Source organism: Mycobacterium sp. NBC_00419, assembly GCF_036023875.1.
Classification (GTDB): domain Bacteria; phylum Actinomycetota; class Actinomycetes; order Mycobacteriales; family Mycobacteriaceae; genus Mycobacterium.
The window spans coordinates 1853401-1865452 of record NZ_CP107931.1 but is presented as its reverse complement, the minus strand read 5'-3'; the positions used below and the strand labels follow the sequence as shown (position 1 = coordinate 1865452).

General features: G+C 68.0%; 11 protein-coding genes and 2 pseudogenes. 10 read left to right on the top strand and 3 right to left on the bottom strand.

Translation table 11 applies throughout. From position 1 onward, the window contains the following. Positions 1 to 71: 71 nt before the first annotated feature. From OG976_RS08610 to OG976_RS08580, 7 genes and pseudogenes are all read left to right on the top strand, one after another. Positions 72 to 1241 (top strand): MFS transporter, encoded by a 1170-nt coding sequence (locus OG976_RS08610; RefSeq protein WP_328360562.1) that lies wholly within the window; start codon positions 72 to 74, stop codon positions 1239 to 1241. Between the two features lie 10 nt (positions 1242 to 1251). Then, positions 1252 to 1986, top strand: a complete 735-nt coding sequence (cobF, locus tag OG976_RS08605; RefSeq protein ID WP_328360559.1) for a precorrin-6A synthase (deacetylating) — start codon at positions 1252 to 1254, stop codon at positions 1984 to 1986. 29 nt (positions 1987 to 2015) lie between these two features. After that, positions 2016 to 2408 (top strand): phage holin family protein, encoded by a 393-nt coding sequence (locus OG976_RS08600; protein WP_328360556.1) that lies wholly within the window; start codon positions 2016 to 2018, stop codon positions 2406 to 2408. A gap of 23 nt (positions 2409 to 2431) precedes the next feature. Further along, a pseudogene (locus tag OG976_RS08595) lies at positions 2432 to 2674 on the top strand (DNA-formamidopyrimidine glycosylase family protein); the annotation flags it as partial. Positions 2675 to 2827: 153 nt separating this feature from the next. Further along, entirely contained in the window at positions 2828 to 3295 is a 468-nt protein-coding gene (locus OG976_RS08590; protein WP_328363307.1) for a zinc finger domain-containing protein, read from the top strand. A 16-nt stretch (positions 3296 to 3311) separates the two neighbouring features. After that, a complete protein-coding gene (locus tag OG976_RS08585; RefSeq protein ID WP_328360553.1) occupies positions 3312 to 4061 on the top strand; it encodes an SDR family oxidoreductase in 750 nt (249 codons plus the stop codon). A 67-nt stretch (positions 4062 to 4128) separates the two neighbouring features. Further along, positions 4129 to 4503: a hypothetical protein gene (locus tag OG976_RS08580; protein ID WP_328360550.1), complete on the top strand. Its 375-nt coding sequence runs from the start codon at positions 4129 to 4131 to the stop codon at positions 4501 to 4503. 12 nt (positions 4504 to 4515) lie between these two features. On the opposite strand, the gene pgi is transcribed toward OG976_RS08580, so the two are convergent. Beyond that, positions 4516 to 6165: a glucose-6-phosphate isomerase gene (gene pgi, locus OG976_RS08575; RefSeq protein WP_328360547.1), complete on the bottom strand. Its 1650-nt coding sequence runs from the start codon at positions 6163 to 6165 to the stop codon at positions 4516 to 4518. A gap of 51 nt (positions 6166 to 6216) precedes the next feature. Between pgi and OG976_RS08570 the strand changes: the two genes are divergently transcribed. Next, positions 6217 to 7674, top strand: coding sequence for an NAD-dependent succinate-semialdehyde dehydrogenase (locus tag OG976_RS08570; RefSeq protein WP_328360544.1), 1458 nt, complete (start codon positions 6217 to 6219; stop codon positions 7672 to 7674). 24 nt (positions 7675 to 7698) lie between these two features. Here the strand turns inward: OG976_RS08570 and OG976_RS08565 are convergent. Beyond that, positions 7699 to 7968 (bottom strand): annotated as a pseudogene (locus tag OG976_RS08565) (chorismate mutase); the annotation flags it as partial. Between the two features lie 240 nt (positions 7969 to 8208). Between OG976_RS08565 and pcrA the strand changes: the two are divergent. Continuing rightward, positions 8209 to 10557, top strand: coding sequence for a DNA helicase PcrA (gene pcrA, locus OG976_RS08560; RefSeq protein WP_328360541.1), 2349 nt, complete (start codon positions 8209 to 8211; stop codon positions 10555 to 10557). 2 nt (positions 10558 to 10559) lie between these two features. Beyond that, on the top strand, positions 10560 to 11438 hold the full coding sequence (locus tag OG976_RS08555; RefSeq protein WP_328360538.1) for a phosphatase PAP2 family protein: 879 nt from the start codon (positions 10560 to 10562) through the stop codon (positions 11436 to 11438). Here OG976_RS08555 and OG976_RS08550 read toward each other — a convergent pair. After that, complete coding sequence (locus tag OG976_RS08550) at positions 11435 to 12052, bottom strand: hypothetical protein (RefSeq protein ID WP_442930444.1); 618 nt, start codon at positions 12050 to 12052, stop codon at positions 11435 to 11437. The genes OG976_RS08555 and OG976_RS08550 overlap by 4 nt on opposite strands.

The window sequence follows — 12052 nt, the reverse complement described above, 5'->3', positions numbered from 1 at the left end:
GGTAGGGGGATCATGAGTTCTGTGAACGACGCGACTCGCTGGGCGCTGCCCGCAGAAGCGCGCAGCACCCCGTGACACAACAGAGTTGGCTGACCCGCAATGTGCGGGTGCTCTCGGCGGTGTCCTTCCTGCAGGACGCCGCCAGCGAGTTGCTCTATCCACTACTGCCCATCTACCTCACCGCCGTGCTGGGCGCGCCGCCATCGGTGGTGGGGGCCATCGAGGGTGCCGCCGAGGGGGCGGCGTCGCTGACCAAACTGGCTGTGGGCCCACTCGGCGACCGGTTCGCCAAACGCCCGCTGATCGCAACCGGTTACGGCATGGCGGCATTGGGCAAGGTGATCATTGCCATCGCGGCGGCCTGGCCCGGAGTGCTGGCCGGGCGGGTCGTCGACCGGCTGGGCAAAGGCGTCCGCGGCGCGCCCCGCGACGCATTGCTGGTCGAGGGCATCGAAAAATCATCCCGCGGAAGGGTTTTCGGCTTTCACCGCGCGATGGACACCCTCGGCGCAGTGGTCGGCCCGCTGATCGGGCTGGCAGGTTATGAACTGCTGGACCATCAGATTGCGCCGCTGCTCTATATCGCGATCGTGCCCGCCGTGCTGTCGGTTCTGCTGATCGTCTTCGTGCGTGAGCAGCGCCGCGACGGCCCGCGGCCGCCACGGCAACCGATCTTCCGCGGGCTGCGGGACCTACCTAGCGGCTTCTGGCGGGTGACCGCTGTGGTGGTTGGCTTCGGCATCGTCAACTTCCCCGACGCGCTCTTGCTGTTGCGGCTCAACGAGATCGGCTTCGGGGTCGTCGGGGTGATCCTGGCCTATGTCGGCTACAACCTGGTCTATGCGCTGGCCAGCTTCCCCGCCGGGGCGCTCGCCGACCGGCTGCCCCGCTCCGCGGTGTTCGGTGTCGGGCTGGTGTTCTTCGCCATCGGCTACATCGGTCTGGGGATGACGACCGACCTGCTCACCGCGTCACTGCTCCTGGGTGCCTACGGGTTGTTCACCGCTTGCACCGACGGGGTGGGCAAGGCCTGGATCTCCTCGCTGGTGCCCGATGACCGGCAGGCCAGCGCCCAAGGGGTGTTCCAGGGGGCCAGTGGTCTGGCCATCCTGGTGGCCGGGGTGTGGGCCGGCCTGCTGTGGGGCGCCGACGGGCGGCTGCCGCTGCTGGTGTCCGGCGTGGCCGGGGCGTGCTTCGCGGCAGTGCTCCTGGTGCCGTGGCTGGTGCGCCGCACTCGTTAGGCTCGCCGGTATGCGTCGCATCCACGTCATCGGCATCGGCGCCGGCGATCCCGACTACGTGACGGCGCAGGCGGTTCGCGCGCTCAACGACACCGAGGTGTTCTTCGCGATGGACAAGGGCGAGGCCAAGAGCGACCTCGTGGAGTTGCGGCGCGAGATCTGCCGGCGCTTCATCACCCGGCCGGACTACCGGTTCGTCGAACTGCCCGATCCCAAGCGTGCCGCCGATGCGGAGTACACCCGGGCCGTCGCCGAGTGGCACACCGCCCGGGCCCGGATGTGGGCGCAGGCCATCGAGACCGAGCTCGGGCCCGACGGTGTCGGTGCCTTTCTGGCCTGGGGTGACCCGTCGCTGTACGACTCCACGCTGCGCATCCTCGACCAGGTCGCCGAGCATGTGGAGTTCGACTACGACGTGATCCCCGGCATCACCGCGGTGCAGGCACTGACCGCCCGGCACCGCATCCCGCTCAACGACGTCGGCGAGCCCGTGCTCATCACCACCGGACGGCAGTTGCGGGGCAGTGGGCTGGCCGGTTCGGCAGTGGTGATGCTCGACGGCGAATGCTCGTTTCTGGGCTGTCCGCCGCAGACGCGGATCTGGTGGGGCGCCTACCTCGGCACACCGGACGAGATCCTGGTGGCCGGCACGGTCGGCGAGGTCGGCAACCAGATCGCCTCCGTGCGAGCCGACGCCCGTGCCCGGCACGGCTGGATCATGGACATCTACCTTCTTCGCAGCTAGCTCGGCACCGCCGTGGGAGGATTCCACGCATGGGGTCATTTCTCCTGCGCGCCGCGGTCACCGGACTGGCGTTGTGGGTCGTCACACTCGTCGTGCCGGGCATCAGCTTCGTCGGCGGCGACACCACCCTGCAACGGGTCGGCATCGTCCTGGTCGTCGCGGTGATCTTCGGCGTCGTCAACGCGATCATCAAGCCGATCGTGCAGATCGTCTCGATCCCGCTGTACATCCTGACGCTGGGGTTGATCCACGTCGTCATCAACGCCCTGATGTTGTGGATCACCGCCTGGATCACCGAGAACACCACCCACTGGGGACTGCAGATCAACCAGTTCTGGTGGACCGCCATCTGGGCGGCGATCGTGCTCTCCTTCGTCGGCTGGCTGTTCTCGCTGCCGCTGCGCAGCGCCGAACGGATCTAGCCGCGAGTCGCTAGCCTGGAGCTATGCCCGAACTGCCGGAAGTCGAGGCGCTTGCCGACCACCTGCGCCGGCATGCCATCGGCACCACGGTCGGGCGCATCGACGTCGGCGCGCTGTCGGTGCTCAAGACCTTCGACCCGCCGCCCACCGCCCTGCACGGCCAGACCGTCACCGGTGCGCATCGATGGGGCAAGTACCTGGGCCTGCAGGCCGGCGACATCTACCTGATCACCCACCTGTCGCGGGCCGGCTGGCTGCGCTGGTCGGACAAGCTGGCCGCAGTGCCGCTGAAACCGGGCAAGAGCCCGATCGCGCTGCGGGTACACCTCGGAACGCCCGGTGAAGCACCAGGTTTCGACCTGACCGAGGCCGGTACCCAGAAGCGCCTGGCGGTATGGATCGTGCGCGACCCGGCGGAGGTGCCCGGCATCGCGACGCTCGGACCGGACGCCCTGGACCTCACGGCCGAACACCTCGCCCAGATCCTTGCCGGACAGTCCGGGCGGATCAAGACCGTCATCACCGATCAGAAGGTCATCGCCGGGATCGGCAACGCCTACAGCGACGAGATCCTGCACGTCGCCAAGCTCTCGCCCTTTGCGACCGCCGCCAAACTCACCGAGGCCCAGCGCGGCGCGCTGTACGACGCCATGACGTCGGTGCTGACCGACGCGGTACAACGATCCGTGGGACAGCAGGCCGCGACGCTCAAGGGGGAGAAGCGATCCGGCCTGCGGGTGCACGCCCGCACCGGTCTGCCGTGCCCGGTCTGTGGGGACACGGTGCGGGAAGTATCGTTCGCCGACAAGTCTTTTCAGTACTGCGCGACATGCCAGACCGGGGGCAAGGTGCTGGCCGACCGCCGGATGTCGCGGCTGCTGAAGTGATCGTTAGGCTGGCGCGATGACCAGGCAGAAGATCCTCATCACCGGCGCGAGTTCCGGTCTCGGCGCGGGTATGGCCCGCGAGTTCGCCGCCAAAGGACGCGATCTGGCGTTGTGCGCGCGTCGCGTCGACAGGCTCGACGAACTCAAGGCCGAGCTGACCGCCCGCCACCCCGGCATCACCGTCGCCGTAGCCGCCCTCGACGTCAACGACCACGAGCAGGTGCCCGTGGTATTCGCCCAGCTCGCCGACGAACTCGGCGGACTCGACCGCGTCATCGTCAACGCCGGCATCGGCAAGGGTGCCCCGCTGGGCACCGGCAAGGTGTGGGCCAACAAGGCCACCATCGAAACTAACCTCGTCTCCGCGCTGGTGCAGGTCGAGACGGCCCTGGAGATCTTCAAGAAGGCCGGCTCCGGGCACCTGGTGCTGATCTCCAGCGTGCTGGGCAACAAGGGCGTACCCGGCGTGAAGGCGGCCTACTGCGCCAGCAAGGCCGGGGTGTCCTCCCTCGGAGAGTCGCTGCGCGGCGAATATGCTTCCGGCCCAATCACAGTCACCGTCATCGAGCCGGGGTACATCGAGTCGGAGATGACGGCCAAGTCGAACTCCACCATGCTGATGGTCGACAACGAGACCGGTGTGCGGCAGATCGTGAAGGCCGTCGAACGCGAGACCGGACGGGCGATCGTGCCCGCCTGGCCGTGGGTGCCGCTGGTCACGCTGCTGCGGTTGTTGCCGCCGCGGTTCACCAAGGCGTTCGGCTGATGTCGGTTCGCCGATCTGAATTGCCAAATCGCCGTGCAGCCGCGTGCAGCGGTCTTAGTATCCGCAGATGAAGGTAAATATCGCACGAGTGGCGGCGGCCGCGGCGATGTTCGCTGGGTTCAGCGTGGCCGCCGTCGCCATCGGATCCGGACCGGCGCAGGCCTACACCTATGGGCCGTTCCAATGGTGTCCCGGCGACGCCCTACCCAACGATCCACCCCGGCCGGACGGCCAGCTGAACTGGGACATGAGCGTCTGCCACACGTACTACTACGACTGGGACGTGTTCACCCACTCGGCCGCCAACTACTGGGAGGGGCCCAACCAGTTCCCGACCCCGATACCGCCGCCGCCGGGACCGCCCCCGGGCACGCCGTTCTGCAGCCCGCGAGGGTCGCTGATCATCATCCCGCCGATCTGCGATGAGATCGGCGTCGGCTGACGACCTGCTAGCTCAGCGAACCCGGCCCCTCTCCTCGCGGTAGCGGCGCACCAGCTCATCGGTCGAGCTGTCGGTCTGCTTCGCCGGGGACCCGTCGCTGGTGATCACCCCGAGCAGGGCCTTGGCCTGGGTCTTGCCCAGTTCGACACCCCACTGGTCGAACGAGTCGATGCCCCAGATCACGCCTTCGGTGAACACCTGGTGCTCGTAGAGTGCGATCAACTGGCCGACCACCGACGGTGTCAACCGCTGCGCCAGGATCGACGTCGTCGGCCGGTTGCCCGGCATCACCTTGTGCGGCACCACATTCGGCGGGGTTCCCTCGGCGGCGATCTCCTCGGCGGTCTTGCCGAACGCCAGCACCTGGGTCTGGGCGAAGAAGTTGCTCATCAGCAGGTCGTGCATGCTGCCGCCGCCGTCGGCTGTCGGCAGGTCGTCAGTGGGCTCGCTGAACCCGATGAAGTCGGCGGGCACCAGCCGGGTGCCCTGGTGCAGCAGCTGATAGAACGCGTGCTGACCGTTGGTGCCCGGTTCGCCCCAGAAGATCTCACCCGTCGACGTCGTCACCGGGGTGCCGTCGGCCTGGACCGACTTGCCGTTGGACTCCATCGTCAGCTGCTGCAGATAGGCCGCGAAGCGCGACAGGTCATTGGAGTACGGCAGCACCGCACGGGTTTCGGCGCCGAAGAAATCCGAGTACCACAAGCCGATCAGGCCCAGCAGCGCCGGCGCATTCTGCTCCAGCGGCGCGGTGGCGAAATGCCGGTCCACGACGTGGAATCCGGAGAGGAAGTCGGCGAACGCCTCCTTGCCGATCACCGCCATCACCGACAGGCCGATCGCGGAGTCCACCGAATAACGGCCGCCCACCCAGTCCCAGAAACCGAACATGTTGGCGGTGTCGATCCCGAACCCGTCGACCAGCTTGGCGTTCGTCGACACCGCCACGAAGTGCTTGGACACCGCCGCATCACCGAGCGCATCGGTCAGCCAGCGGCGCGCTGCGGTGGCGTTCGTCAGCGTCTCCAGCGTCGAGAACGTCTTGGAGGCGACGATGAAAAGCGTTGTGGCAGGGTCAAGCCCGTCGAGTTTGGCCACCAGATCAGCCGGGTCGACGTTGGAAACGAACCGTGCAGAGATGCCGGCGTCGGCGTAGTGCCGCAACGCCTGATAGACCATCACCGGGCCCAGATCCGAGCCGCCGATGCCGATGTTGACCACCGTCTTGATGCGCTCGCCGGTGGCGCCGGTCCAGTCGCCGTTGCGCAGCCGGTCGGTGAACGCGCCCATCGCGTCGAGCACCTCGTGCACGTCGGCGACCACGTCCTGCCCGTCGACGGTCAAGGCGGCATCGCGCGGCAACCGCAGCGCGGTGTGCAACACCGCGCGGTCCTCCGAGGTGTTGATGTGCACCCCGGACAGCATCGCGTCGCGCCGTCCCTCGAGGTCGGCAGCCCGGGCCAGGTCGACGAGCAGCGACAGCGTCTCCCGCGTCACGCGGTGTTTGCTGTAGTCGATGTACAGGTCCCCGACGGTCATGGTCAGCTCACGGCCGCGGTCGGGGTCCTCGGCGAAGAGCTCACGAAGGTGTTTGCCGGCGATCTCGTCGTAGTTGCGGCGCAGTGCGTTCCATTGCGGGGTGGCGGAAATGTCGGCGGTCATTCCACGAACCCTAGTGCGGAGAAGTGTCCGAGGGAGTAGATGATGGAGGGTATGAGCACTCCAGACATTGAACGACTGTTGACGTCGGTTCCGACCGGATTGTGGATCGGCGGCGAGGAGCGAAAGGCCTCGTCGACTTACGACGTGCTCGACCCGTCCAACGACGAGGTCTTGACCACGGTGGGCAACGCGACGGCCGACGACGCGCTCGCCGCACTCGACGCGGCCTGCGCGGTGCAGGCGCAGTGGGCCGCCACCCCGCCGCGCGAGCGCGGCGAGATCCTGCGCACGGTGTTCGAGACGATCATCGAGCGCACCGACGAGATCGCCACCCTGATGACCCTGGAAATGGGCAAGGTGTTCGCCGAGAGTCAGGGCGAGGTGCGCTACGGAGCGGAGTTCTTCCGCTGGTTCGCCGAGGAGGCGGTCCGCATCGGCGGCCGCTACACCCAGGCGCCGGCCGGCACCGGGCGCATCATCGTCACCAAGGCGCCCGTCGGGCCGTGCTACGCCATCACGCCGTGGAACTTCCCGCTGGCCATGGGAACCCGCAAGATCGGTCCGGCGCTGGCCGCCGGCTGCACGATGATCGTCAAGCCCGCCCAGGAGACGCCGCTGAGCATGCTGCTGCTGGCCAAGCTCATCGGCGAGGCCGGCCTACCCAAGGGTGTGCTCTCGGTGCTGCCGACCAACCAGCCGCGGGAGGTCACCACCGCGCTGATCGACGACGGCCGGCTGCGCAAGCTGACCTTCACCGGCTCGACCGGGGTGGGCAAGGCGCTGGTGAAGCAATCCGCCGACGCGCTGCTGCGCACCTCGATGGAACTTGGCGGCAACGCCCCGTTCGTGGTGTTCGACGACGCCGACGTCGACGCGGCCGTCGAGGGCGCCATGCTCGCCAAGATGCGCAACGGCGGTGAGGCCTGCACGGCGGCCAACCGCCTGCACGTCTCCAACGCGGTCATCGACGAGTTCACCGACAAGTTCGTCAAGCGGATGGCCGAGGTCAACCTCGGTAACGGCCTGGACCCGAGCGCCAAGCTCGGCCCGCTGGTCAACGCCAAGCAGGTGTCCACGGTCCAGGACCTGGTCGACGACGCCGTGGAGAAGGGTGCCACCGTGGCCCTGGGCGGCCAGGCCCCCGGCGGCCCGGGCTGCTTCTACCCGGCGACCGTGCTGACCGACGTCCCGGCGAACGCCCGCATCCTCAAGGAAGAGGTCTTCGGGCCCGTCGCCCCGATCATTGGCTTCGACACCGAAGAAGAAGGCATCGCCGCCGCGAACGACACCGAGTACGGGCTGGCGTCCTACATCTACACCGAGTCGCTGGACCGGGCGCTTCGGGTGGCCGAGGCCCTCGAATCCGGCATGGTCGGCGTGAACCGCGGTGTGATCTCCGATCCGGCCGCGCCGTTTGGCGGGGTCAAGGAGTCCGGGTTCGGCCGCGAAGGCGGCTACGAGGGCATCGAGGAATACCTCGACACCAAATACATCGCGCTGACCAAGTAGTGGCGGCTGGGCGCCGCCTCGGGCTCAGTGCCCGAGTCGGCCCCTGCCCATACGCAGCAGCAGCATCGCCATGTCCTTGCCGTCGGGACCGAGCTCGCTGTAGCGCTCGATCACCTTCATCTCGCGGCTGTGCACCAGCCGGGTTCCGCCGGAGGCCATCCGGGCGCGGCCGATCTCCTGGGAGACCTCGGTGCGGCGCTTGACGGCGGCCAGGATCTCGGCGTCCAGCCGGTCGATCTCGATCCGCAATGCGTCGATGTCAGGCATCTGTTCTGCTTCTACAGTCATCGCTTCGTTTCTCCTCGTGTGAAGCTGCTGGTCTCATCGCGGTCCGGACCTCACACAAGAGACGAGCCCCGGATCCGGATGCGGACCGCGGGGCTCTCGGGTTTCGAACAGCTAAGCCTCCACGGGTACCGCGCTCCGGTACCCGTAGAAAAATCGCCGCCGTGCAGTGAGCACTCAAGAAGTGTGCCACCACGCGCCGGTCCTGTGCAAAAAACTGTCGCCTAACAGCGGTAAGTTGGGTCAGACATGAGCGTGCACGTGACCCAGTTCAAACCCCCTGCCGACGCAGCCGAGCTTCTCGACGGCCTCAACCCGCAGCAGCGTCAGGCGGTGCTGCACGAGGGTGCCCCGTTGCTCATCGTCGCCGGCGCGGGATCGGGCAAGACGGCTGTGCTCACCCGGCGGATCGCCTACCTGCTGGCTGCCCGCGACGTCGGCCCGGGCCAGATCCTGGCGATCACGTTCACCAACAAGGCCGCCGCCGAGATGCGGGAACGGGTGGTCGCCCTGGTCGGCCCGCGGGCCCGCAACATGTGGGTGTCGACGTTCCACTCGACCTGTGTGCGAATCCTGCGCAACCAGGCCTCGCTGCTGCCGGGCCTGAACTCCAACTTCTCGATCTACGACGCCGACGACTCGCGCCGGCTGCTGCTGATGATCGGCAAGGACATGGGCCTGGACGTCAAGCGGTACTCACCGCGGCTGCTGTCCAACGGAATCTCCAACCTCAAGAACGAACTCATCAGCCCCGAGGACGCGGTGGCCGCCCTGGAGCCGGGCGCCGACGACCTGGCCCGCACCGTCGCCAGCGTCTACGGCGAATACCAGCGGCGGCTGCGGTCAGCCAATGCGCTCGACTTCGACGACCTGATCGGCGAGACGGTCGCTGTGCTGCAGGCGTTCCCGCAGATCGCCCAGTACTACCGCAGGCGGTTCCGCCATGTCCTGGTCGACGAGTATCAGGACACCAACCACGCGCAGTACGTTCTGGTCCGCGAGCTCGCCGGTCATGGTGCCGTCGGCGCCGACGAGGTGCCGCCCAGTGAGCTGTGCGTGGTCGGTGACGCCGACCAGTCGATCTATGCCTTCCGCGGCGCCACGATCCGCAACATCGAAGACTTCGAGCGCGACTTCCCGGACGCCACCACGATCCTGCTCGAACAGAACTACCGCTCCACCCAGAACATCCTGACGGCGGCCAACTCGGTGATCTCCCGCAACGCGGGCCGCCGCGAGAAGCGGCTGTGGACCGACGCCGGTGACGGCGAGATGATCGTCGGCTACGTCGCCGACAACGAACACGACGAGGCCAGGTTCGTCGCGGGGGAGATCGACGCGCTGGCCGACCGCGGCGATATCACGTACAACGACGTCGCGGTGTTCTACCGGACCAACAACTCCTCGCGCGCCCTCGAAGAGGTGTTCATCCGCGCCGGCATTCCCTACAAGGTGGTCGGTGGCGTTCGGTTCTACGAGCGCAAGGAGATTCGCGACATCGTCGCCTACCTGCGCGTGCTCGACAACCCCGGTGACGCCGTCAGCCTGCGGCGCATCCTCAACACCCCGCGCCGCGGCATCGGCGACCGGGCCGAGGCCTGCGTCGCGGTCTACGCCGAGAACACCGGTTCGACGTTCGCCGATGCGCTGGCCGCCGCCGCGCAGGGCAAGGTGCCGATGCTGAACACCCGTTCGGAGAAGGCGATCGCCAGTTTCGTCAACCTGCTCGACGACCTGCGCGGCCGCCTCGACGACGAACTCGGCGATCTGGTGGAGGCCGTCCTCGACCGCACCGGCTACCGCAACGATCTCGAGTCCTCCAGTGATCCGCAGGACCTGGCCCGCCTGGACAACCTCAACGAATTGGTCAGCGTCGCACACGAATTCAGCACCGACCGGGCCAACGCAGCCGCGCTGGCCGACGAGGCTGACAATGCTGACGGGGCCGATGAGGCCGACGAGGATGTTCCCCAGACCGGCATACTCGCTGAGTTCTTGGAGCGGGTATCGCTGGTCGCCGACTCCGACGAGCTGCCGGAGCACGACTCCGGCGTGGTCACCATGATGACCCTGCACACCGCCAAGGGACTGGAGTTCCCCATGGTGTTCGTGACCGGCTGGGAGGACGGCATGTTCCCGCACATGCGGGCGCTGGGCGATCCGACCGAGCTGTCCGAGGAACGCCGGTTGGCCTACGTCGGGATCACCCGGGCGCGTCAGCGGCTCTACCTCACCCGCGCCAAGGTGCGCTCGTCGTGGGGGCAGCCGATGCTCAACCCCGAATCCCGTTTTCTGCGTGAGATTCCCGAGCATCTGCTGGATTGGCGGCGCACCGATCCCGCGCCGTCCTACAGCGCGCCGATCAGCGGCGCCGGCCGATTCGGCACCCCGCGCCCGTCACCGATGCGGCCGTCCGGTGGCAGCAAGCGCCCGCTGCTGGTGCTCGAACCCGGCGACCGGGTCACTCACGACAAGTACGGTCTCGGCCGCGTCGAAGAGGTCTCCGGAATGGGGGAGTCGGCGATGTCGCTGATCGACTTCGGCAGCGCAGGCCGCGTGAAGCTGATGCACAACCACGCCCCGGTCAGCAAGCTCTAGCGGTGCAGGCGTACGGATCCGGAGCCGCCGGCTTCGGGTGGGTTGGAGCGCTGGCCGTGGGGCTGCTGACAGCCTTCGTCGTCGCGGTGTTCTGGCTTGCCCGCCATTCACAGCTGGTGCCCCGGCTGCTGGCCCGCGTCCGCGGCTCGGCGGTGGTGGCCTGGGCGGACCGGCACTTCGGCGAGGCGGCGGCTGCGCTCGCGAAGAAATCGTCACTCACCGTGGCCGCCGGCCTGGCGCTGGTCGCCGGATTCGTCGTCGTCGCGGGATTCGCGGCGGCTTTCACCGAGATCCTCGAGGACGTCCTCGTCGGCGACGGGGTCAACGGCGTCGACGGGCCGGCCGCCGAATGGCTGGCCGGTCACCGTGAGCAGTGGCTGACCGCAGCCCTGAAAGTCGTGACGATCATTGGTGATTCGCCGACCATCGCCGCGATTGCGGTGCTGGTGACCGCCGTCGCGGTGTGGCGCTCCGGTACGTGGTTTCCGGCCGTTGTCGGGCTGGTCGGCGTCGCCGGGATCGGATTGGTCATCGTCACCGCCAAATGGGTCGTCGGCCGAAGCCGGCCCGCTCCGCGGTTCGCGCTGCTGCCGGAGGACGGCTACTCCTTCCCGTCCGGTCACGCGACGGGCACCGCCGCGGTGGCCCTGCTGTGCGCGTGGATGGTGAGCCGGTGGGTGATCACGTCGTGGGCGGGGCGAGTCGTGGTGTGGGCTATCGCCGTCGGGGTCACCGGAGCGGTCGGCTTCTCCAGGGTCTACCTGGGCGTGCACTTCGTCAGCGACGTGCTGGCGGGATGGCTGCTGGGTGCGGCCTGGGCCGGTGCGGTGATCGCGGTCGCGTCATGGTGGGAAAGCACCCGCTCCCGCGTACCCGGCTAGCGGACGCGGCACCAGCGCTTGGTCGAAGAGTGCAGTGCCAGAACAATACTGGCCACTGGCAGCACCGGGATCAGGTACACCGGCCAGGGGATGTGGGCGCCGGCGAGGAACACACTGCCGAACGTCAGCAGGGCCACCACGGCGCCGAAGGTAATCAGATAGCAGCCCACCACCCGTCGCAGCAGAACCAGGATCACACCCGAGGTCGTGGTCGCCGCGAACAGCAGCGTGAGGAAACCGACTGCGACACAGAATAATCGGTCGGTGTGCCACCACCCGGTTATCAGATCAGTGGCCACCACTGACGTCGCCCAGCCGCTGACGATGCTCACCGCGCTGGCGGCGATCGCGGTCCGGCCGGTCGAGATGTCGATGACCGCCGCGGCGCGCGGCGCAACCGTCACCGGCTCCGCGCGGCGGATCAGGCCGGTGGGGGCATCCTCGCCGGCCGGCCGGGGAATGTGCGTCGTGCGCCCTTCGGCGATCGGCGGGATCGGACCCGTCGGCGCGCGGCGGATGATGCCGGTGCGGGTGTCGTCGGGCGGGGGAATGGGCCCGGAGGGCTGGCGCCGGATGATCGGCGAGGTGGAACGTGGGTCGTTCGGGTGAGCCAC

Coding starts and splice junctions, on each gene's coding strand:
- cobF (WP_328360559.1), top strand. CDS start 1,252: ATGCGTCGCATCCACGTCATCGGCATCGGCGCCGGCGATCCCGACTAC.
- OG976_RS08600 (WP_328360556.1), top strand. CDS start 2,016: ATGGGGTCATTTCTCCTGCGCGCCGCGGTCACCGGACTGGCGTTGTGG.
- OG976_RS08585 (WP_328360553.1), top strand. CDS start 3,312: ATGACCAGGCAGAAGATCCTCATCACCGGCGCGAGTTCCGGTCTCGGC.
- OG976_RS08580 (WP_328360550.1), top strand. CDS start 4,129: ATGAAGGTAAATATCGCACGAGTGGCGGCGGCCGCGGCGATGTTCGCT.
- pgi (WP_328360547.1), bottom strand. CDS start 6,165: ATGACCGCCGACATTTCCGCCACCCCGCAATGGAACGCACTGCGCCGC.
- OG976_RS08570 (WP_328360544.1), top strand. CDS start 6,217: ATGAGCACTCCAGACATTGAACGACTGTTGACGTCGGTTCCGACCGGA.
- pcrA (WP_328360541.1), top strand. CDS start 8,209: ATGAGCGTGCACGTGACCCAGTTCAAACCCCCTGCCGACGCAGCCGAG.